Genomic DNA, 21,443 nt, shown 5'->3' on the forward strand with positions numbered 1-21,443 from the left:
CCGCGTCGGGCGTCATTTACAGCGCTGTCAAATTTTACGACGCCGCCGGTCAAGACCCACAGGGCCGCCTTAGTAAATATTAGCCATGCACAAACTTACGAAACATCTATCGTATGCGCGGGCCCACACCCGCGCCCTTTTTCTCACCGCCCTGATGAGCGGTTCGGCGCTGGTGTCACCCGTTCGGGCCAACGACGCCGTCAAACGCGCCGCCGAGATCGAGGCCCGGATGACGCTGGATGAGCGCATCGCCATGGTCAACGGCACATGGCCGGTGCCGTGGGTTACGCGCACCCCCGACAACCCGCAGCCCGAAGACGCCATCCCCGCCGCCGGTTATGTGCCCGGCGTCAAACGCCTCAATATTCCGCCCCTGTTCGAGACCGATGCGTCTTTGGGCGTGACCAATCCGTCCGATGTCCGCCCCGGCGACCACGCCACCGCCCTGCCCTCGGCATTGAGCACCGCCGCCAGCTTCAACCCGAAACTGGCCTATGACGGCGGCGCGATGATCGCCTCGGAGGCGCGCGCCAAGGGGTTCAACGTCCTGCTGAGCGGCGGCGTCAATCTGGCCCGCGACCCGCGCAACGGGCGCAATTTCGAATATTTCGGCGAAGACGTCTGGCTGTCGGCCCTGATGGCCGGCGAAGCCATCCGCGGCGCACAGTCGCAAAAAATCATCGCCACCATCAAACACTTCGCCGTCAACGACTCCGAGACAAACCGCGACTGGTCGAACAGCGTCATCGACGAGAAAGCCATGCGCGAAACCGACCTGCTGGCCTTTCAGATCGCCATCGAGCGCGGCAAGCCCTTGTAGGTCATGTGTGGCTACAACCTCGTCAACGGTCACTATGCCTGCGGCAACGACCACCTGCTGAATGGTGTGTTGAAGGGTGACTGGGCCTACAAAGGCTTCGTCATGTCCGACTGGGGCGCGGTCAAGGCCACCGATTTCGCCATCAAGGGCCTCGATCAGCAGGCCGCCAAGGAACTGGACGCCCAGCCGTGGTTCGGCGCACCGCTGAAGGCCGCCGTCGAGACCGGCAACGTCCCCGCTGCGCGCCTGTCCGACATGGTCCGCCGTATTCTCTATGCGCAGATCGCCTCGGGCGTCTTCGACGCGCCGCCGCAAAAGACCGAGATCGATTACGAAGCCCATGCCCGGATCAGCCGCGCCGCCGCCGAAGAAGGCATGGTCCTGCTCAAGAACAGCGGTGATATCCTGCCGCTGGGGCGTGAGGCGCGCACTATCCTCGTCATCGGGGACTATGCTGAAAAGGGCGTGCTGTCCGGCGGCGGTTCGTCCAACGTGACCGCCGTGTCGGGGCAACCCGGCGTCCCGATGAGCGGCGAAACCCTGTTCGCGCAGTACGTCAAGGAGCAGTACCATCCTTCCGCGCCGCTGGCCGCCATCCGTGCGCGCGCGCCTCAGGCGACCGTCCTGTTCGACAATGGCCGCAACGCGACCGAGGCCGCGCGAAAGGCGGCGAAGGCCGACCTCGTCATCGTCTTCGGCAATCAGTGGATGACGGAATCGCTCGACGCCCCGAACATCGACCTGCCGCGCGGTCAGGATGCCATGATAAACGCCGTCGCCACCGCTAACCCCAAAACCGTGGTCGTGCTGCAAACCGGCGGGCCGGTGACCATGCCGTGGCTCAGTAAGGTGCCCGCCGTGCTTCAGGCGTGGTATTCGGGATCTCAGGGCGGTGAGGTCATCGCCGATATCCTGTTCGGCGAGGTCAATCCGTCCGGCCACCTGCCGATGACCTTCCCGGTCAGTCTGACCCAGACCCCACGTCCAGACCTGCCCGGCATCGACCTGGCAGAAAAGGTCCAGTTCGACGTCGTCTATCATGAAGGCGCGGATATCGGTTACCGCTGGTTCAAACGCACGCAACAAACACCGCTATTCCCGTTCGGCTTCGGCCTCAGCTATACGACGTTCGACTACAGCGACCTGAAACTCAGCGGTGGCGATCAATTGCGCTTCAGCTTCAAGGTGACCAATACGGGTCAGCGCCCCGGCAAGGCCGTGCCGCAGGTATATCTGACTCAGACGCCCGACGGGGACACCCAACGCCTGATCGGCTTCGACAAGGTCGATTTGAAACCGGGTGAGACGCGCACCGTAACCCTCAGCGCCGACCCGCGCCTGATCGGCCAATTCGATACGCAGACACCCGGCTGGGTGGTCAAAAGCGGCACCTATGGCGTGTCGCTGGGGGCCTCGGCCACCGACCTTATCGAGACCGGGACGGTCAAGCTAAAGGCCAAACGCCTCAAACCGTAGATTTTTTCTGGTCGCGATATCGTAGCCAAAAACCGCTTCACACTTTTTGGCATATCGCTCTGATCATCTGCCGACAAGTTTCAAAACGCGGTGAGACAAGACCCGATTGGCGGCTCCGGCTACATCGGAAGCCAAACCTTTTCAAACGGATATAAAATGCCCGATTCAGCGCAACCCCTTACCCCGGCGACCCAGCCGACCCTGTTCATCCCGCACGGTGGCGGGCCCTGCTTCTTCATGGACTGGTCGCTGATGGGCGAACCGGCCGATACCTGGGACAAGACCGCGGACTGGCTGAAAAACCTCGCCGCGACCCTGCCGGAACGCCCCAAGGCGATCATCGTCATTTCCGGTCACTGGGAAGAAGCCGTCTTCACCGCCGCCACCGCGCCGCAGCCGGAGATGATCTTCGACTATTACGGCTTCCCCAAACACACCTATGAACTGAGCTATCCGGCGCCGGGTTCGACCGAACTGGCCAACCGCATCGTACAGCTTCTGACCGAGGCCGGGATCGCCGCGAAGACCGATGCGAAACGTGGTTTCGACCACGGCGTCTTCATTCCCTTCCTGCTCGCCTTCCCCGATGCCGACATTCCCGTCGTGCCCTTGTCGCTCAAACGCAATCTCGATCCGGCGGAGCATATGGCGGCGGGCAAGGCCCTGAAAAGCCTGCGTGACGAAGGCGTCCTGATCATAGGTTCGGGCATGAGCTACCACAATATGCACGCTTTCCGCACGCCCTCGGCAACCGCGCCGTCCAAAGCCTTCGACGACTGGCTGACCGCCTCTTTGGCGCAGGACGACCCAACCGTGCGCAGCGACGCGCTCAACCGCTGGGCCGACGGTCCGGCAGCCCGCAACGCGCACCCGCGCGAAGAACACCTCCTGCCCCTGATGATCGCCGCCGGTGCCGGTGACGACGACAAGGGCGCGCGCATCTTCTCCGACGTGGTCATGCAGGCCACCGTCTCCGCTTTCCGTTTTGGATGAAATCAATGACCTACCCGAATACACTCATTTTCGTCGATCTGGCCTCCGATGATCCCGAAGCCACCGGTCAGTTCTATGCCGAGGTCTTCGGCTGGACCAACGAAGGCCGTCCGGCGGGCGTCTATCACCGCCTCGTGCCTGGCGAGAACTTCAAGAACAAGGACGGCAGCCAGAGCCAGATCGGCAATTTGCACATCGGCATCTTCAACACCAATAATGCCCGCCCCTTCCCGACCGCCGAAGGCGCGGGCGCCAAAGCCCTGAGCCGTGGCGACCACAAGGCGCGCCTGTGGGTCTTGGTCAGCGACGACGATACGCCGGAACGCATCATTGAGGCCGCCACGTCGCGCGGTGCTAGTCTGCTATGGAAAGACCACTACTGGAAGGAATTCAACGGCTACAACTACGCCTTTGAAGATCCGTGGGGCAACGAGATCATCCTGTGGGGCAAGGCGGGCGAAAACCCTGATATTCCAGAAACCTACACCAAAGAATAAATAGAAAAGGGGCCCGCTGGGGCCCCTTTTTTATCGCTCCCGTACCGATTTGACAACGGCCGCTATATCGTCTCCGCCCCGCCCTTCGGCCACAGCCGTATTGAAGGTGTCGAGTGCGGCACGGACGGTCGGAAGATCGACGCCCAGCGGCGCGGCGGCTTTCAACGCATAGGCCATGTCCTTGGCCTGCAAGGCGAGCTGAAAATTCGGGCGGTAATCCTCAGCCAGCACGCGTCCCGCGATCATCCTGACCATCGGGCTGCCGGGCGATCCGTCGAGCAGGGTGTCGATGGCCTGTTCGAGGTTCAGGCCCGACCGGTCGATCAGGGTAAAGGCCTCGGCCAGGGCCGCGACCTGCACACCGCCCATGAAATTGTTGATCAGCTTGAACATCGCGCCGCTGCCCGACGGTCCCATATGGACGACCTTGCGGCTCATGGCGGCGAGCGCCGGACGCACGGTGTCGAGCGGCGCGGTATCGCCCCCGGCGATGAAGACTAGTTGTCCGGTTTCGGCCTGAAGCTTCGAACCCGTCACGGGGGCATCGAGCGGCACGCCGCCCGCCCCGGTCACGTGCCCGGCCCATTCGCCGATCCAGTCCGGTGTCAGGGTCGATGCCTCCAGACACACCGTGCCGGGTTTGAGCCCCGCCAGCGCGCCGTCCGTCCCCAGCCACATCCCGCGCGACCCTCTATCGTCCGTAACCATGGAGATGATGAGGTCCGCGCCCTCCGCCGCATCGCGGGCGCTTACGGCAATCCGCGCCGCTTCGGAGAAGGGCGCGGATCGTTCCGGATTGCGGTTGAAAACGCTGAGGGCAAAGCCCGCGTCGATGAGACGGCGGGCCATGGCCGAACCCATCATGCCGAGGCCTAGAAAGGCGAGGGAACGTGTCATGGGCGCTTATTAACTCACTCAGCCGTGGTCGGCCAGCAGGCGCGGCACCGGGGCGTCCTTGATGCGGAAGAAACCGAGATTGTCTTCGCTCTGGCCCTCGCGCGGCTTGTGACGGACCTGAACGACGCCGTTCTTGCCGAAGCCGTCGATGACCGGGCGGTCGCCCTGACGGCTCAACCACAGGCGCAACAGGTGACGGCGGCGCTGGGGCTCCGGATAGTCGTGATAGAGGGTGCGTGCGTGAAGGGCCGCGTAGTTCGACAGCCACTGGATGTCGCCCGGGCGGAAGTCCATCTCGATGGCCATGCCGGGTTCGTAGGTGATTTTATCGAACAGCTCCAGTACCTCTATCTGCTCCGGCGAAAGCTTCGGCACGCCCTCATATTCCTGCGCGGTGAGGATATAAAGCGAACCGGCATACATCGAAAACACGCCGTCGGTCAGGTCGATGATCGGCGAGGTATAGGTGTCGGACGGCGCGTTCTTGTCCTGACGGCGCCAGTCCCAGTGATAGGGCTGAAACAGCAGCGGCGCGAGGTCCGGACGGCGACGCAGGATCTCGTTATAGATCTCCGCCCCGGACACGAGGCATGACGCCCCGCCTTCCTTCGCCGGCCGCAGGCACATCAGCGACACGACGTCCGACGAGTCCGAATGGAACACCAGATAGTCGCGCACCTTGGACGACTTCGCCGTCGGGTCGTCCATCATCTTGTCAGACGTCGCATAGACCGAGTCGATCAAATCGCCCTTTTCGTTCTGACGGATCGGATCGCCCATATAGAGGCCGAGAATGTAATAGATCGCCGCCGACAGCGCATCGGAATAGAGATGCGTGCGCAGACCGCGCACCAGCACGAAACCGCGCCCGGAATCGACGTCGCTCCCCCATTCCCTGATCGCCTCAAGGCATTCGACCAGCGGGTATTCTTCCTTCTGCACGAAGCGCAGGTCGGGATCTGCCTCGACGAAACGCGTCCCCAGCGTTTCCAGTTCGGCGATCTGGGCCTCGGACAGAATATAGACCCACGAGTCCGATTTCGATAGCACGTCGCCGCGCCAGGCGGCAGCGGTCGTGATTTCTTCCAGCTTAAGCGCCGGTGCGTCGACAATAGCAGTAGTCATGAGACGATCCTCTGGGTGATCCAAATGGTATGTCCGGACCCTAACAGAGGGGCTGTGTCGTCTCTTGTCCCCGCGGGCATGATTAATTGACCTGAGCCGTATGAATGCGCCTACAGGCAAGATGCAGGTTCTGATGATCAAGTTATTCACTCGATCACGCATTCAATGTCCGCTTATGCCCACTGGTAATGTCTGCTAAGGGCCAAAAGGCGGCCTGCCCGTGGCGGTGCCAAAAAATTGCGTGAGACTGCGCGCCGGAGCCGAATTTACTTCCGCTTTTGCCAGGACCGTAAATGGCCCTCGAGTCGGCTAAGGGCCAGGTCCGGCTATACGCTGTAGCGCCTAATCTCGATGCTCGGGAAATGATAAAGTCGGGCGCCGTTTGATAAAAAATTAGGGAGGCGGTATGAGCAAGCACCGTGGCAAAAGCATCGACCGCTGGGAAGGCCTCCGGAAGCCAAAATTTTCAAAAGAGCTGATAGAAGAGGTTCGCGATCTATTTCAAAAACAAACAGACAAACCTCTGACAAACGAAGATGCCAAGGAGATGTTGGAAAACCTAACCGGTTACTTCATGTGTCTGCATCTTCTCGATCGAGAACAAAAAGCTCAACAAATTGCCCGCAAGAAGATTGGTACAGAGATTGCGGAAAATCCAATCTCCGTTTGCCGCGAGCAAAGTTTATTACCGACCGCAGAAACAATTTCACCGAAGCGATTAATGCGCAGGCGTCGCCCTGTATCGCGAGCCAAAGGCTAAGCCGTCCAACAAAGCCTGTGCTGCACCGTTATAATTCTCGCAAATGAGAAACAGGAAAAATTTACCATTTTTCAATCCTTGCGGGAAAAACGGCTTGAGGGCAATTAGGACCAGAACAAATATTTCACAACAATTTCAATTAGATAATAAAATTCGGCAATATGCTACCGTAAAGGAGAGCCAACTATCGAACTTTTTAAGTTGTTGAAAAGGCTAGAAAACATAGGGCAAAATTGCCCAAAAATGAAAATTGGCTGGGGAACTAGGACTCGAACCTAGAATGACGGTACCAAAAACCGGAGTGTTACCATTACACCATTCCCCAGCAAATCGGCCAAAGCCTTGGCAGCTTTTGCTGGTCTCGCCTGTGTCCGCGAGAGAGGCGCTTCACTAACCCAAGCTTTTGTGACATGCAATCCCTCCGGTGAAATTTTCCCCAGCTTCTCGCGCTTTCCGTTTATGTCACAGCCTTTATTGATCCTTTTGCCCGGAACCGATGGCACGGCAGCCTTTTTCGAAGGGCTGAAAACCGCGCTTTCGCCGCATTATGAGGTGCGCGCCCTCGCTTATCCGCAGACGGGAGATCAATCCTACCCTCATCTGGGGCGGTTTCTATTGCCGGAGATACCCACGAACCGCGACTATATACTGATCGGTGAGTCTTTCGGCGGACCATTGGCCATCTGGCTAGCCACCCACGCGCCACGTAAACCACTGAAGCTGATCCTCGGCGCGACCTTTGCAGCGTCACCCTATGGCTGGCTGGGCAAGGTCGCAGCCCCATTGGTACCGCTGGGCTGTTTTCTGCCGCTGTGGACGTGGCAGATACGCCTGATGCTATTCAATGGCAGCCATCATGAAACCGCGCAAATGATCCACGACACCGTCAGACCCGTCGATCGCCGCACCCTTCTGGCGCGGGTACAAAGTGTCCTCTCCTGCGATATGCGATCGCAACTGGCGGCGCTGACCATGCCTGTCCTCAGCCTCAATGCCGGTAAGGACCGCTTGATTCCGCCTTTCCTGTCGCGGCATTTCGGCAAGGATATCCGTCAGGTACGGCTGGATCTGCCGCACATGATCTTTCAGTGCGATCCCGACGGGATCACTAGCCACCATATCCTGCCGTTCCTGTGCGAAGCGTGACGGGCTTTAACATGCCGGGCGTTTGTGATAGCGCGTGGCCCATGTCCGATAAGTCTTATGTCATCGTCGCCTTCTACCATTTCTTCGACTTCCCTGAGTTCGAAGAAATGCAGCCCCCCCTGCTCGACCGGCTGAAAGGCCTCGGCATCAAGGGTTCTCTGCTGATCACGCGCGAAGGCGTCAACTCGACCATGGCCGGCACGCGCGAGGCCGTCGACAGCTTCCTGACCTATCTGCAAACCGAACTGATCGGTGAACCCATCGTTTGGAAAGAGTCCTTCGCCGACACCCAGCCCTTCGGCAAGACGCGTGTGCGCCTCAAAAAGGAGACTATTTCGCTGGGTGAACCGGTCAGCCTGACCAAACGCGGCGAATATGTCGAGCCGAAGGACTGGAACGCCCTGATCCGCCGGGACGACGTGGTCATCCTCGACACGCGCAACGATTACGAGGTCAATCTCGGCACGTTCCGCGGCGCCATCGACCCGCAGATCCCGACCTTCAAGTTCCTGCCGCAATGGACGCGCGATCACGCCGAACAGCTGAAGGGCAAAAAGATCGCCACCTTCTGTACCGGCGGCATTCGCTGCGAAAAATTTACCGCCTGGATGCAGGATAATGGCTTCGACGAGGTTTATCACCTCAAGGGCGGCATCCTGCAATATTTCGAGGACGTTCCGGCCAGCGAGAGCCTGTGGGACGGCGAATGCTTCGTCTTCGACGAGCGCATTGCGGTGGATCATAATCTGACGCCGTCTACAACCGCTCTGCTGTGCCTCTATTGCGACCACGCCCTGACGCCCGAAGACCAGCAAAGCCCGCTTTATGAGCGCGGCGTCTCATGCCCGCATTGCCACGGCGATCCGAAGTACCAGCACGACCGCCCCTCGACGGCGCGGCCGGCGGCAGGACGTACCAAGTTTTAACCGTACTCTGTGGATTTATTACGGTCTCTTCATTTGACCTATTCTCGTCAGCCTATATGTTAGGAAGCAGTGCGCGTGCGTCTTTGCGGGGGGCATGGTGCAATTTTTGACCGCAGCGGGGATGACGATCATCTTATGAAACAGTTTCTTATTACGGTGGGCGCCGTTCTGACCGCCTTCATCCTGTTCTTCATCGGCGTACCTTTCCTGCTGATCACGATGGTCGCAGCGTCCTCTAAGCCCACGACGCCCTCATCCGTGACCCTCCTGGTCGACCTGCGTCAGGGCCTGACCGATCAGTCCAAGGCCGACCCGTTTGCCTTCATCACCGGACGCCCGCTGTCGACCATGGACATCGTGACGTCGCTCTATCACGCCGCCGACGACAGCAAGGTCAAGTCGGTCCTGATCCGTCTGCCCGAAGGCGGTATCGCGCCCGCCGCGGCCGAAGAAATTCGCACCGCCGTGCGCTATGTACGCAGCAAGAACAAGACCGTCATCGCGCACTCGCAGGGCCTCTATCCCGATACGATGGTCGTCGCTTCCTACATGATCGGCTCCGCCGCCACGGAATTCTGGATGCAGCCGCATTCGGCGTTTCAGGTGACCGGTATCGCGACGGAAAACACTTTCTTCAAGCGCGCCTTCGACAAGTATGGCGTCACGCCGCAGTTTGAACAGCGCTACGAATTCAAGAACGCCGTAAACCCCTATCTGCAAAGCGATTTCACCCCGGCGCACCGCGAGGCGACCCTGTCGTGGATGGGCTCGATCTACGACTCGCTGCTGTCATCGGTGGTCGTGGATCGCAAAGATCTGAAAATGGACCTGCCAAAGCTCAAGGCCGTTCTGGAAGCCGGTCCTTATGGCGCCGAACAGGCCAAGGAAATGGGCCTGATCACCAAGCTGGGTCAGGTGCACGAAGCTGAAGAGGCCGCCAAGGCCAAGGGCGGCGCCGACACCGAACTGATGGATGTCGAATCCTATGCCGCCACCGTCACCTCGACGGGGGCTCAGACCATCGCCGTCATCAATGGTGAAGGCGCGATCATGACCGGCAAGGGTGGTGGCGGCTTCGGTGGTGGTGAGCCCGAAATGCTGTCGGACGACATCGCTCAGGCCTTCTACGACGCCGTCGACAACGACAAGGTCAAGGCCATCGTCTTCCGCGTCTCCTCGCCCGGCGGGTCGGACACGGCGTCCGAGCAGATCGCTCAGGCCATCAAGTATGCTCAGGATTCGGGCAAGCCGGTGGTGATCTCGATGGGGAACTATGCCGCGTCGGGCGGTTACTGGATCTCGGCAGGTGCCAATGCCATCGTCGCCAATCCGACGACTCTCACCGGCTCGATCGGCGTCTATGGCGGCAAGCTTGCCATTGGCGACGCGGCGGCGCGCTTCGGCGTCGACTTCCGTCAGATCGGTGTGGGCGGCGAATATGCCGGGGCCTATGCGTCGGGTAAGCCGTTCACCGAAAAGCAGCATGCTGCCATTTCGACCTGGATCGACGGAATCTATAACGCCTTTGTCGAACGTGTGGCCAAGGGCCGCAAGCTGCCGGTCGAACGCGTCAAGGAAATCGCCAAGGGTCGCGTCTGGACCGGCGCTCAGGCCAAGGAACGTGGTCTGGTCGACGATCTGGGCGGCTTCTACGCGGCGGTGGACAAGGCCAAGGCTCTGGCCAAGATCGACAAGGACACCAAGGTAAAGCTGGTCAGCTATCCCAACAACAAGTCGCCCTTCGCCATGTTCGGCAAGGGCGTCGAGGCCAGCGTCAAGGGCTTCGAAGCCCTGTCGTTCCTCGGCTGGGCCTCGACCGACCCGCGCGCCGAAGCGATCATGAAAGAGGCCAAACAGGCCCGCCTTCGTGAACAGGGCGCCAGCGTCTTGGCCCCTGAGCCTTACCAGCCGTCGGCGCGTTAAACACTTCAACGCATAGAAATAAAAGCGCCGTCCGGTACTCCGGGCGGCGTTTTTATTATCTATCAACCAGTCGTCCGACCCTGAAAATCGAGGCTGCAAACCTGAAGGCGGCGCTTACAACAGCGCACCACCTCAGGCGAAGCGCCATCACCTAAAGACCTTCCAGAGAACTTTCCGGAGACCTTTTTGCTCCGTATTCGGTCAAATCTGCCAGTGGCCACATTCCGTTTCCTGGCGCTTTCAAAGGGTTTTGATAATTCCCTGACACAGCGCCGGGCAGGCATCGATGCCGTTGAAACCGCGATCGACGAATAGGGCTGCGACATTGCCCACTCACTCGCCGGGCAACAAAAGAAAACGGCGGCAGGTTGTCCTGCCGCCGTTTCCGTACGCTTTATGCTACTCTGAGGAATTAGAACTCGTACTTCAGGCCCAGACGGACATAGCGCGGGTTCTGGTAGCTCGACGGCGAACCGTAGTTCGGGTTCTTGGTGCCGACACCACCCAGTTCGCCGTTTTCGTCGAACTGATCGGCGCCCTGAGCGTTGAACAGGTTGAACACGTCTGCCGAGACCTTGATCGTGCCGATCGGGATCGGCTGCGACCAGGTCAGGTTGACGTCCAGCTTCTTGATCCAGTCGCCGGAGAAGGATTCACCGCGCGGTGTCAGTTTGCCACCGCAGTACCAAGCCGTCAGAGTCGTCGTGCTGGCGCGGCCGTCATTGAACGGATAGTAACCGATACAACCGTACTTGCGCGGCGAGAGGACGCTGGCGTTGAAACCACCCCGCAGGTTTTCGCTGAACTGGTACGAACCGTACATCTTTAGGTTATAACCGTGGTGGTTCGGCAGCAGGCCGGTCGAACCGTCGGTCCAGCCGGGTTCGTCGAAGTCCTGCGTCAGGCCGGTATCGTCCTGACCGTTGTCCGACTTAACGCCGCCTTCGATATTTCCGTAGGAACGCGACAGGGTCAGCGAGCCGCCGAGATACCAGGTGCCATCCCACATACGCTCACCCGTGAAGGTCAGGGCCTGATAGGAACGCTTGGCCGCCGGGAAGCCCAGTACGTCCGCCGGAACGGTGACAGTCTTGCCAGCCGAAGCACCGAAGCTGTCGCCGAGGGTGACCACGAGGTCCTTGCCCGGATTGATCAGGACGTAGCCCGAACCGCCGAACGAGCCGCTGGCGGCCTGCGCGCTGGTGATGATGCCCTTCGACGCCAGCCAGGCGGCTGCCGGGGTGTAGTCGATGTCGGCGTCTTCCATGACAGCCGACAGGTTGCGGTACGTGAAGTCCACGCCGAACTTCCAGCCGCTGTCGAGGCGTTTTTCGTAACCGACGATATATTCGTCCTGATACTGAGGCTCGATGTTTTGCGACACGACCGAGTTGGCGTTCGGGATCAGGCCGTCCGACAGGATGTTGGTGCGGTACAGGGTGCCGAGCGTCGGAACGTAGTTCGCGTTGCGCGCCGAGTAGGAGTAGAACTTCTCGGTGAAGGTTTCACCACCGGCCAGACGGATGTTGGTATTACCTGCGATCGGCAGATAGTAACGACCATAGAAGGCCGTCAGCTTGCTCGACTTGTCGCCTTCCGGATCGAAGGTGATGCCGATACGCGGCGAGATGAGGTTTTCCTTCTTGAGGAACGGCACACCATCGGCGTTCTTGTTGGTGAACGAGTCGCTGCGCAGACCGAGGTTCAGAGCGACGCGATCGTTGAGTTCCCAGCTGTCCTGAATGTACATGGCTTCGTTCTCGATATCGAACGAGCCGCCGGAGAAGAGTTCACGGACGCGAACGCAGTTGTTGATCACGTTGCCCGACGAACCGCAGTTCGTGCCGGCCGCGTAATAACGGTAGTAGATACCGCCCGAATAGGACGTAATCGCATCGGCGTTCAGCTGTTCCTTGTCGACACCGAGCTTAAGGTGGTGTTTGCCAGCCAGGTTGAAGTAGAAGTCGGCATCGACGCGATAGTTTTCGCGCAGATCCTTGCCTTGCTCGATCGTCAGAGCCGGGTTGCCGCGGATGATGTTGCCGCCTTCGTCGACGACCGAACCGATATTGTCCACCGAGGACGAAACGGTCTGGTTATAGGACGAACGACCGTACATGGCCGAAATCGTGAACCAGTCGGTCAGCTTACCGGTATATTTGACGATACGCGTCAGACCGCCGGTGGCGTTGTTCGAGTCTTCACCCTGCAAGGTGGTCAGCGAGGACTGGTTGTCGGTGAAGTAGGTGTATTCCAGGCGGTGCTGCGGGTTGAGCACGAAATCCAGCTTGCCACCCCAGAACGGGTCTTCGCGGGCGACCGTCTGCTCGAACGCGTAGGTACCGTTGTTGTTGTAGGTCACCGAACGGTCGTGCAGATCGCGCGGGTTATAGAAGGCGAAGAAGTAGATGTGATCCTTGAGCAACGGACCCGACAGCCAGAAGTTGGCTTCGGATTCGTTCGGATACTCGGTGCGGCGCTTCGTCGAATCGACCTTGTCGTAGGTGAATTCGCCGTCCGCAGCCAGGGCTTCCGGATGATAGTAGAACGAGGCGCCGCCCTTGAAGGTATTGGAGCCCGAACGCGTCGTGGCGACGAAGGCACCACCGGTCGAACGGCCGTATTCAGCGGAGTAGCCGCCCGTCTTGACTTCGATCTGGTCGTAGAAGTCGAACGGGATGGTCGTACCGCCGAGGAAGTTACGGAAGTTCGTAACGTTCATGCCGTTGACATAATAGATGTTCTCAGCCGAGGACGAACCGGCGATCGACGGCGGGCCGAAGACGTCGTTGATCGAGATGCCCGGCACCAGATCGGCGAGCGATTCGATCGAACGGCCGACCGGCAGGCGCTCGGACAGGGTTTGCACGTCGAGGACCGAACCACGGGTCGTGCGGTCGAAGTCGAGGTTACGGCGCGCCTTGCCGCGGACGACGACGGTTTCGATCGACGAGCCGCCGGCGGTAAACTCGTAGCTCGACACGGCGCCCAGAGTAACGAGGACGGTTTCCGACGCCTTGGCGCCCGAAGCGGTGGTGATGTCGACGGTATAACGGCCCAGCGGGATCTGCGAAATCTGGAACTTACCGTCCGCGTCCGTAGTGGTCGTGCCGTTGTAACCGGTCGATTCACCGGTGATCGTGACCTTGGCGCCGGCGGCAGGTTTGCCTTCTTCCGACTTCACGGTACCGCCCAGGGTACCCGAGGTTAAGTCCTGCGCCAGTGCCGTCGTCGGCACTGCCGTCGCTACAGCGGTCACAAGTGCGGGGACGGCCAGCGACAGCAGCGCGCCGCACAGCGTCGTCGAGACCATAAGGCCTGATCGCATCGTTTTCTTGATCACTCTAAGTTCTCCGGAATTTGGTCGGTACCCCAGAGGGCCCGACCTTTGTTGCCCAGCATTACAAGCTGTTAATGTCGATTAAGACCCCCGTGTCATATTTCCGTCAATCGCATGTCACGGGTTCTTAAATATCGATTGCAACCTGTTTCAATAAAGTCACATTGGCAACATTACGGTAGGTAAATGTTACGCCCAGACTGAAAAGCCGAACGTTCAGAAACACCTCTCACTTGTAAGTCTGGTTTATAATTAAATAAATTCAATTTATTATTTAAAATTCACGGTAGCATGTAACTTTCAAATTTGAATCAGATCAGACTGTAATTTGGCATTTCCAGCGCGGTGCTTGCTTTCCAAGAATTTGTAAAATTTTGAACCAAAAAAGCGAAAACCGTATAATTTACCTGTCAAATTGCGATTTCGACCCTTTGCAAGCCTTTAAACAGGTGAATTGCAACACATAGTTAATAATTCAACCTTATCCCCAGCCCCAACAACTTCTCATGTTGCAATGCAGCATAAATATGGCCTGGTAAAGGGGCCCGCAGGGCCATTGAGCCTGTATATCAGCAAAACGCTTGTTTTAACGGGATGTTACAGTCTCGGCATGAACGGGCTGCACCGCAACACGTACCGCATAGGAAGCGGTCGGTTCCGGTGTGCAACTGGCCAGAATAATCTGTGTCAGAAAAAGACACAGCCAGCCGGTTGCTACATATAGGGCGCGTTTTGAGACAAAATATCCGGCAGAAGCGAGCATAAACGGAACCCTTGGCGTTTTAACCAAGCGTTAAGCAAGACCCGCGCCGTCAGGGACAATCAGGTGCTTCTGATCCGCGACAACAGGGTCAGTACCCGACGGCAATTCCCACCCAGATCTGCGACCTCTTCGCGGCTGACCGAGCGGATGTCGGTTTTGTCGGGCTCGATGCGTACGACGACGTCGGATTTGAGGCCCCAGAAGGGATCTTCATAAGTGGCTTCAACGCGCCATTCCGAACGACCGAAAACGACATAGCCTTCGTCCTTCAGGATTTGCGCGACCGCCTCCGCATTTTTGGGCTTACCCTGTATCGATATGGCATTCGGGCAGGTCTGGGCGTTGACGGCCGATATGCTCTGTCCCCGCCATTCGTAGGATACGGTATTGGGGACGAAGGGATCATCCTCGATCGGGTTGGCGTCAGGGCCGCGCGCCTCGACCAACTTGGTCGAAAAGGTGACGGTGCGTTCCCAGTTGGTCGAGACGTCGTGGATCGGCGGATAGGCTTTCAGCCGGGTTTCATAGGCGTAGTACCCAGCCAGTAAACCGCCGGAAATGATGACCGACGACAAGGCCCACGGGCCATAGGTTCTGGGCGCCATGAAGATCGAGATCAGCAAGGACAGCGCACAGATGATCATCGCCGTAGTAGCAATTTTCGGTACGTAGTCGAGCGCGATCTGATTGAAGCCCAGATCGTAGCTCAGATAGCCGACGCTGGTCGACAGCATGGCCGCCAGCAATGTCAGTGGCGCAATCAGGCTGATGATCAGGGCCAGATGCGCAAAAGCAAAGCCCTTTTTCCGCGTCTTGGGGGCAGGATGGGTCTCGTACTGGATTTCATCTTCAGACAATTTGCCCGAACCCCTTGAAGTTGATTGCGAAAGTTACTTCGCTTTTGAACCGCGATGCACGCCGCGGACTAATATGACAATAAGCGTCGGCCATAAGCGGGCCTTCGTCACGGTCATACCTTCCAAAGAGGGAATTTAAACGCACAAGGTGTCAAAATTTCAACCCTGGCTTAAAGGCAGCATAATAAATAGGGCTTCAATCGCGCCACGGGTTAGGTGTCAAGGTCCACAAGGCGTCGTCCAGCACCGGATCGGTCTGCGATCCGGCGATGTCCGGTGTGGCGTCGGAGACATCATTGGTGCGTTGAAGCACCCGCCGCAGACGCTCATCCGCCGGCACGTCCATCCACAAAGCGCTGAATGCGACACCCGACGTCTCGGCCAAGGCCCTGGCTTCGCGTCCGCGCGCCTGATTGCGGAAGGTGGCGTCCAAAATCACCGACTGCCCACTCTGGATCGCCGTGCGCGCCAGAGCGAACATGTGGTTATAGACGCGCTCGTTCTCCGCTGGCGTATAGGCTTCCTTCGGCAGGGTCTCGAACTCCGGAAAGGCCCACAGGCGCTTGCGCATTTCGTCGGAACGCAAAATCAGCGCGCCCGGTGCCCGGCCGGTTTCCGGCGCAATGCGGCGCGAGTGACTGCTCTTGCCCGATCCCGACAGGCCGCCGACCGCAATCAGTTCCGCCGGTTTGATATCTAGGAAACGGTGCGCCGCCGCCAGATAGACCTTGGCCTTTTCCATGGCATAGTTCGGCGTGCCGCCATAATTGGCATTGACGTGGCAGCGCACGCCCGCGCGCACCGACATATAGAGCGGTAACAGTTTCAGTCCTGCGTAGACGCTGTGAATGTCGTCTTCCAACCGCGAGGCGCGCTCGACATAGATATTGAGCACCGTATTGGCGGCGTCCTCGTGCCCCCTCACCCACAGGTCCATCAGCAGGAAGCCGAGATCATACAGCACGTCGATCTGACTAAGGCGCTCGTTGAACTCGATGCAGTCGAACAGAACCGGCTTGCCGTTCTCTATCAGGATATTGCCGAGGTGCAGGTCGCCGTGGCAGTGGCGGACATAACCCTCACTGAACCGGCGCTTCACGTCGTCTTCCAATTCCGCATAGGCCGCCTGAATGGCGACGTCGTAGGCATCGACGGCCTCGGCGCCCAGTTCGTCGCGGAAGACGTCGATATTCTTCTTGTTCGAGTCGATGACGTACTTGATGTTGAATTCGTGCTCATCGTCGCGGCAGATTTCGGACCCCGCGTGGAACTTCGCCACCGTGCTGCCCAGATCGTGCATCAGTCCCAGATCCGGCGTCCAGTCGGCCTGGGTCTGGCTCTGTTCGGCCAGCACGCCCGCCGTGTCGAAGCGGCGCATGACCAGTACGCTTTCACCTTGAATTTCCTCGACGCCGAGATAGATGTCGGACGCCATGCGCTGATTGTAGCGCAGTTCGCGCAGCAGGGCCTTGCGACGCTTTTCGACCGACGTGAAGTCGAGGAAGCCGTAATCGACGCTCTTCTTGACCTTATAGGCGCGCTTGCCTTTCAGGATCACCACCGCGCACGAGGTGGTGATGATGTCGTCGGCCCCTTCCGACAGATGGGCGATAAGCGAATCGGGTAAGGTCAGGTCTGAATCTTGAGGATCGGGCATAGGAATCTTTATTCAGAAAAGGGGTTTGACCATCAGGCCCGTTACGGCCATAGAACGGCGCATGTCTGTACCCGCTGACCTCCTCCCGCCACCCGGCGTCAAGGCGCTGATCTTCGACTGCGACGGCACCTTAGCCGATACCTTCGCCGCGCACTACCGGGCTTTAAGCGTGGCCCTGGAGGTTTACAACATAAATCTTGAGCCGCAGTTTTACGCCGACCGGCTGGGTCTGTCGCGGTCGGTGTTTCTCGATGAATTCGCCGATCAGTCCCCCCTGCCCTTCGATGCCGACGACATCGCCAGCCGCAATGCACCGCTGTTCATGGACCATATCGACCGCGTGGCCGCTATTCCGGTCACCGAGGCACTGGTGCGTGAATATCATGGCCGGTTACGGCTGGGCGTAGCGTCGGGCGGGCAAAAGTCGATTGTCAAGGCGACGCTGAAAGCCATTGGCCTGATTGACTATTTCGAGACGGTGACGACCTTCGAGGACACCGGCATCGGCAAGCCAGCGCCGGACCTCTATCTCACCGCCTGCGCACGGCTCGGAGTCGCGCCGCAAGAGGCCCATGCCTATGAAGACACAGATGAAGGCATGGAAGCGGCGCACGCGGCAGGCCTGACCGTCAGCGACATTCGTCCGTTCTACACCACAAACCCAGCCCTTTGGTAGTCACGCGCGTTTACGCACAGGCACGGCGCTCGCCTCTTCTTCGTGGTCCTGCGCCTCGCCGACGATCTGCCGCACGGTGAGCCCGGCGGGTTTCGCGTGATCCTGGGTCAGAAAGCGCCATATCTCACGGAACCAGACGCGTTTACCCATGCGGTAGTACCAACGGATAGCATGATGTATCTTGCGATCCGGGTGATGGATCAGCCGCAGCAGCGCTTTCGGCCGCGCCTGCGCGACGATCTCCATGAACTTTACCCATAGCAACACCCGCCACGGCGGCATATGGCGCATGTCGAGCACCTGATGCTTGTAGTCCCACAGGGTCAAGTCGGTCTGAACCACTTCGCGATCCTCGGCCAGCCGGTAATAAGGCGTCCAGCGGTGCGGTGTGACGTAGAGTAACTGAATCTGGTCAGGATCGTAGGAAACGATCTGTTTCAGGCCGTGCCAGAAATCCCTGTCGGTCTGCTCGTCGAAGCCGGCCACCCAGGTCATCATCGACAATATGCCGTGCTGACGCATCAACTGGATCGCCTCACGGTCAACGCTTTCGGTCGCGCCCTTTTTGATCAGCTTAAGCGTAGCGGCATCCGTTGTTTCCATCCCCATCAGGAAGCGCTCGAACCCGGCCTTCTTATAAAGGTGCAGCACATCCTTATCGCGAACAATGTCGCCGGCCCGCGTCGAGCCCACCAGAGTCACCTCTATATTTTCGGCGATGAGGGCTTCCAGAAAGGCGATCCACGGCTTGCGCCCGGCGCTGGGATTTTCGTCGGCGAAATTGAACACCTCGACGCCCTCTTCGCGGTGCAGACGCGCGATTTCCGCCGCCAGTTTCTGCGGATCGCGGTGGCGCCAGCGCGTCCAGAACCCGCGCTGGCCGCAATAGTTGCACAGGTGCGGGCAGCCACGCGAAAACTGGATGACGACGGCACGCTTGCCGCCCCAATAGCCGTAGTTCTTGTGCTCGATCAGCTCCCAGCCGATGCGGTGGGCATCGAGATCGGGGATGACCGCTGCGGCCGGATTGCCGACGATCTGGCCCTCGCGCCGATAACTCAGACCGAGAATGGCATGAACCGGACGCTGTTCGCTCAGAGCTGTGATCAGTTCCAGGCAGATCGCCTCGCCTTCGCCGCGCACGATATAGTCGACGTGCGGCTCGTTATGCAGGATTTCGCGCCAGAAGTAGCTGGGGTGAACGCCACCATAGATAACGGTGACCGAGGGCATAAGGCGTTTCACCTCGGCCGCCATACCCGCGATGATCGGATGGCCCGACGACGAGCCCGAATGGCCGAACAGCACAGCGTCCGGCGCGAACCCGACCGCCTGACGTAACACCTCCGCGTCCGGCACAGGCCCACGTTCGGCATCGATCAGCTTGACCTCATGTCCGGCATCGATCAGCGGACCGCCGACCCACAGCAGACCGAGCGGCGGCAGTTGTTCCTTCGGTATCCGGCTGCCGATCGCCGGATGCGCGATATTGATAAGCAGGATGCGCACGCGCTCCCCCCATTTTAGTCGTGTGACTGTCCCTGTGGGTAGAGGACTGCCGTCGCATGACTTTTATAAGGCGGGTTTGCGGCATTAGGCTCGCGTTCCAAAAGTGTACAGCGGTTTTTGGAATCAAACCTGCGGCAAGACCTAAGGGTAGAGCTTAGAGGTCATCCAACCCTCACCCGCGCGTTCGAATTTCAGGCGGTCGTGCAGGCGGAAGGGCTTGTCGCGCCAGAACTCGATCTGTTGCGGTACGATGCGGAACCCCGTCCAGTGCGGCGGACGCGGCACCGCACCGAGGCCGAATTTCAGACCGTATTCCGCCACACGCTTTTCCAGTGCGAAACGGCTTTCCAGCGGTTGCGACTGCGCCGATGCCCAGGCCCCGATCTGCGAATTGCGGGCGCGCGAGGCGAAGTAGTCGTCGGCCTCGGCGTCCGTGACGATCTCGACCGTACCGCGGATACGGACCTGACGGCGCAGGGATTTCCAATGAAACAGCAGTGCGGCCTTGCGCGCCGACAGGAGCTGTTGCCCCTTATTGCTGTGGGTATTGGTATAGAAAACAAAGCCTTGCGCGTCGAAATCCTTTAGCAGGACCATACGCGCATCAGGCATACCGTCTTCGTCCACCGTCGCGACCGTCATGGCATTGGCGTCGTTCGGTTCTTTGGCGCGCGCGTCTATCAACCATTGACCAAACAGGGTGAACGGCTCGGCGCCGTCGATGTCGGCCTCATGCGCCGCATGGGCGTCGGCGTAATCGGGACTGGGGGGGATCAGGTCGGAACGGGACATGCAGGAACCTCTACAACGAACGATTTCACTCCCTCCTCCCTGTCGCATAGCGATGGGGTATAGCGCAGCGAAAGTATAGCTTTCGCCAGCGGTGGCCGAAACGCAAAGCGTTGAGGCGAAGGGGGATAACGCCGATCTGTTCAGCTTGCTGAGAATTTCGGTGTCATCCCCCTCCGTCACGCCTTAGGCGCGCCACCTCCCCAAGCCAATGGCTTAGGGAGGAGGGTGTTTATGAAAACAGGCCCGCCGTTTAGCAGAAACCGCCCTGAAACCCAACCTCAACCGCAGAATTAACGCCCTGTTGACCATGTTGACTCCATAGTTGCGTATCTTTCCCTTCAGCGGTTCTTTCAGAATGAACAGATCCTCGGCCCTGACCCTGCTCGACCTTGGCGACGACGCCAACCTCGACCACATTCAGACCGCGTTCCGCAAACGCGCCAAACAGGCCCATCCGGACCTCAGCGGCGGCACAGACGCGCATCTGCGTCGCCTTATTCTGGCGCGTGACTTGCTGCTTCGGCAGTTGAAGACCGGCATAGATATCACTGAAACTATTGATGAACTGGCCGATCCGGCTGAGGTCCTGCGCATCACGCCGGAACAAGCGATTACCGGCGGCATCCTCATGCAAAATGTCCCTCTGCCGCTGGAACTCATCCGCGACAATGGCCCCAACCGCAGCCTGATGCACACCAAATCCCTGCGTATCGCCCTGCCCAAGGGCCTGCGTCATGGCGACCGCCTGCGCCTGAAAGCCTCGCGAGCCGGAACCGCCGAGCACCTGTTCCGCATCGAAATTACCCGCTGCGAGCGGATGCACGTTGCGGGCAACGATCTGTGGATGACCGCCGAGGTCGACGCCCGGCGCGTGGCCTTCGGCGGGCCGGTGACACTCGACACACCGCATGGGCCGCAGGAGTTGTTTCTGGGCCGCACGTCCGACGGTGCCTGTCTGTGCCTCAAAGGACTGGGTTTGCCCGCCACGGCAAAACACGCCGCTGGCGATCTCTATATCCGATTGGCGGCACGCGCCCTGCCCGCGCGCCCGGCGTCCGACCTGCTGTCGGACTTTCATAAGCGCTGGGCCTAAAGCGCTGCTATAAGTGCATAAACCATCATGCTGGAAAATATCAGCAAAATTGCACCCGCTAGTTTATAGAAAAGGCAAGCGAGCCCACCATCCAGCGTCCATCTGAGCCAAGGCGGCAACTTGATACGTCCATTTATGCCGAAGCTCCGAACCACATAGTTCATGTAAGTTCGCGTATAGAAAAGAAAGACAA

At 59.3% G+C, this 21,443-nt stretch carries 16 protein-coding genes, 1 tRNA gene and 1 pseudogene; 10 read left to right on the forward strand and 8 right to left on the reverse strand.

The window, feature by feature from the left end; all coding sequences use genetic code 11:
* Positions 1-253: 253 nt before the first annotated feature.
* The 4 genes and pseudogenes from AEYBE204_RS40805 to AEYBE204_RS24610 all read left to right on the forward strand — a co-directional run.
* Positions 254-1,081: pseudogene (locus tag AEYBE204_RS40805) on the forward strand (glycoside hydrolase family 3 protein); the annotation flags it as partial.
* A 114-nt stretch (positions 1,082-1,195) separates the two neighbouring features.
* Positions 1,196-2,296 (forward strand): glycoside hydrolase family 3 C-terminal domain-containing protein, encoded by a 1,101-nt coding sequence (locus AEYBE204_RS40810; RefSeq protein ID WP_235068073.1) that lies wholly within the window; start codon positions 1,196-1,198, stop codon positions 2,294-2,296.
* Positions 2,297-2,452: 156 nt separating this feature from the next.
* On the forward strand, positions 2,453-3,289 hold the full coding sequence (locus tag AEYBE204_RS24605; protein WP_023461071.1) for a class III extradiol ring-cleavage dioxygenase: 837 nt from the start codon (positions 2,453-2,455) through the stop codon (positions 3,287-3,289).
* Positions 3,290-3,294: 5 nt separating this feature from the next.
* Positions 3,295-3,786: a VOC family protein gene (locus tag AEYBE204_RS24610; RefSeq protein ID WP_031229832.1), complete on the forward strand. Its 492-nt coding sequence runs from the start codon at positions 3,295-3,297 to the stop codon at positions 3,784-3,786.
* Positions 3,787-3,816: 30 nt separating this feature from the next.
* Here the strand turns inward: AEYBE204_RS24610 and AEYBE204_RS24615 are convergent, their stop codons facing one another.
* Both AEYBE204_RS24615 and AEYBE204_RS24620 read right to left on the reverse strand, forming a co-directional pair.
* Complete coding sequence (locus tag AEYBE204_RS24615) at positions 3,817-4,683, reverse strand: NAD(P)-dependent oxidoreductase (RefSeq protein WP_023461073.1); 867 nt, start codon at positions 4,681-4,683, stop codon at positions 3,817-3,819.
* 18 nt (positions 4,684-4,701) lie between these two features.
* On the reverse strand, positions 4,702-5,808 hold the full coding sequence (locus AEYBE204_RS24620; protein WP_023461074.1) for a TauD/TfdA family dioxygenase: 1,107 nt from the start codon (positions 5,806-5,808) through the stop codon (positions 4,702-4,704).
* A gap of 406 nt (positions 5,809-6,214) precedes the next feature.
* On the opposite strand from AEYBE204_RS24620, the gene AEYBE204_RS40660 reads away from it, so the two are divergent.
* On the forward strand, positions 6,215-6,568 hold the full coding sequence (locus tag AEYBE204_RS40660) for a hypothetical protein (protein ID WP_023461075.1): 354 nt from the start codon (positions 6,215-6,217) through the stop codon (positions 6,566-6,568).
* A gap of 251 nt (positions 6,569-6,819) precedes the next feature.
* Here the strand turns inward: AEYBE204_RS40660 and AEYBE204_RS24625 are convergent.
* Positions 6,820-6,893 (reverse strand) — tRNA-Gln (locus AEYBE204_RS24625).
* A gap of 134 nt (positions 6,894-7,027) precedes the next feature.
* On the opposite strand from AEYBE204_RS24625, the gene AEYBE204_RS24630 reads away from it, so the two are divergent.
* The 3 genes from AEYBE204_RS24630 (at position 7,028) to sppA (ending at position 10,563) form a co-directional block, all read left to right on the forward strand.
* Positions 7,028-7,714, forward strand: coding sequence for an alpha/beta fold hydrolase (locus tag AEYBE204_RS24630; RefSeq protein ID WP_023461076.1), 687 nt, complete (start codon positions 7,028-7,030; stop codon positions 7,712-7,714).
* Between the two features lie 41 nt (positions 7,715-7,755).
* Positions 7,756-8,640: a rhodanese-related sulfurtransferase gene (locus AEYBE204_RS24635; protein WP_023461077.1), complete on the forward strand. Its 885-nt coding sequence runs from the start codon at positions 7,756-7,758 to the stop codon at positions 8,638-8,640.
* Positions 8,641-8,775: 135 nt separating this feature from the next.
* Positions 8,776-10,563, forward strand: a complete 1,788-nt coding sequence (sppA, locus tag AEYBE204_RS24640) for a signal peptide peptidase SppA (RefSeq protein WP_023461078.1) — start codon at positions 8,776-8,778, stop codon at positions 10,561-10,563.
* A gap of 412 nt (positions 10,564-10,975) precedes the next feature.
* On the opposite strand, the gene AEYBE204_RS24645 is transcribed toward sppA, so the two are convergent.
* The 3 genes from AEYBE204_RS24645 to AEYBE204_RS24655 all read right to left on the reverse strand — a co-directional run bounded on the left by AEYBE204_RS24645 (position 10,976) and on the right by AEYBE204_RS24655 (position 17,180).
* Positions 10,976-13,906, reverse strand: a complete 2,931-nt coding sequence (locus AEYBE204_RS24645; RefSeq protein WP_081724572.1) for a TonB-dependent receptor — start codon at positions 13,904-13,906, stop codon at positions 10,976-10,978.
* Positions 13,907-14,725: 819 nt separating this feature from the next.
* Positions 14,726-15,523, reverse strand: a complete 798-nt coding sequence (locus tag AEYBE204_RS24650; RefSeq protein ID WP_023461081.1) for a DUF1499 domain-containing protein — start codon at positions 15,521-15,523, stop codon at positions 14,726-14,728.
* Positions 15,524-15,719: 196 nt separating this feature from the next.
* Positions 15,720-17,180: a bifunctional aminoglycoside phosphotransferase/ATP-binding protein gene (locus tag AEYBE204_RS24655; protein WP_023461082.1), complete on the reverse strand. Its 1,461-nt coding sequence runs from the start codon at positions 17,178-17,180 to the stop codon at positions 15,720-15,722.
* A gap of 61 nt (positions 17,181-17,241) precedes the next feature.
* Here AEYBE204_RS24655 and AEYBE204_RS24660 point away from each other — a divergent pair, with 61 nt between their 5' ends.
* Positions 17,242-17,856 carry an HAD family phosphatase gene (locus tag AEYBE204_RS24660; protein ID WP_023461083.1) on the forward strand — a complete coding sequence of 205 codons (615 nt, stop codon included), beginning with the start codon at positions 17,242-17,244 and terminating at the stop codon, positions 17,854-17,856.
* On the opposite strand, the gene bchE is transcribed toward AEYBE204_RS24660, so the two are convergent.
* Both bchE and pdxH read right to left on the reverse strand, forming a co-directional pair.
* Positions 17,857-19,365 (reverse strand): magnesium-protoporphyrin IX monomethyl ester anaerobic oxidative cyclase, encoded by a 1,509-nt coding sequence (gene bchE, locus AEYBE204_RS24665; RefSeq protein WP_023461084.1) that lies wholly within the window; start codon positions 19,363-19,365, stop codon positions 17,857-17,859.
* 141 nt (positions 19,366-19,506) lie between these two features.
* A complete protein-coding gene (pdxH, locus tag AEYBE204_RS24670) occupies positions 19,507-20,157 on the reverse strand; it encodes a pyridoxamine 5'-phosphate oxidase (RefSeq protein WP_023461085.1) in 651 nt (216 codons plus the stop codon).
* Positions 20,158-20,512: 355 nt separating this feature from the next.
* On the opposite strand from pdxH, the gene AEYBE204_RS24675 reads away from it, so the two are divergent.
* Entirely contained in the window at positions 20,513-21,250 is a 738-nt protein-coding gene (locus tag AEYBE204_RS24675; RefSeq protein WP_023461086.1) for a DnaJ C-terminal domain-containing protein, read from the forward strand.
* The last annotated feature ends 193 nt before the right edge of the window (positions 21,251-21,443 follow it).

The organism is Asticcacaulis sp. YBE204 (genome assembly GCF_000495855.1).
Taxonomy (GTDB): domain Bacteria; phylum Pseudomonadota; class Alphaproteobacteria; order Caulobacterales; family Caulobacteraceae; genus Asticcacaulis.

Bases quoted from the DNA above. Each gene is read 5' to 3' on its own strand.
- AEYBE204_RS40810 (WP_235068073.1), top strand. From the start codon at position 1,196: ATGGTCCTGCTCAAGAACAGCGGTGATATCCTGCCGCTGGGGCGTGAG.
- AEYBE204_RS24605 (WP_023461071.1), top strand. From the start codon at position 2,453: ATGCCCGATTCAGCGCAACCCCTTACCCCGGCGACCCAGCCGACCCTG.
- AEYBE204_RS24610 (WP_031229832.1), top strand. From the start codon at position 3,295: ATGACCTACCCGAATACACTCATTTTCGTCGATCTGGCCTCCGATGAT.
- AEYBE204_RS24615 (WP_023461073.1), bottom strand. From the start codon at position 4,683: ATGACACGTTCCCTCGCCTTTCTAGGCCTCGGCATGATGGGTTCGGCC.
- AEYBE204_RS24620 (WP_023461074.1), bottom strand. From the start codon at position 5,808: ATGACTACTGCTATTGTCGACGCACCGGCGCTTAAGCTGGAAGAAATC.
- AEYBE204_RS40660 (WP_023461075.1), top strand. From the start codon at position 6,215: ATGAGCAAGCACCGTGGCAAAAGCATCGACCGCTGGGAAGGCCTCCGG.
- AEYBE204_RS24630 (WP_023461076.1), top strand. From the start codon at position 7,028: ATGTCACAGCCTTTATTGATCCTTTTGCCCGGAACCGATGGCACGGCA.
- AEYBE204_RS24635 (WP_023461077.1), top strand. From the start codon at position 7,756: ATGTCCGATAAGTCTTATGTCATCGTCGCCTTCTACCATTTCTTCGAC.
- sppA (WP_023461078.1), top strand. From the start codon at position 8,776: ATGAAACAGTTTCTTATTACGGTGGGCGCCGTTCTGACCGCCTTCATC.
- AEYBE204_RS24655 (WP_023461082.1), bottom strand. From the start codon at position 17,180: ATGCCCGATCCTCAAGATTCAGACCTGACCTTACCCGATTCGCTTATC.
- AEYBE204_RS24660 (WP_023461083.1), top strand. From the start codon at position 17,242: ATGTCTGTACCCGCTGACCTCCTCCCGCCACCCGGCGTCAAGGCGCTG.
- pdxH (WP_023461085.1), bottom strand. From the start codon at position 20,157: ATGTCCCGTTCCGACCTGATCCCCCCCAGTCCCGATTACGCCGACGCC.
- AEYBE204_RS24675 (WP_023461086.1), top strand. From the start codon at position 20,513: ATGAACAGATCCTCGGCCCTGACCCTGCTCGACCTTGGCGACGACGCC.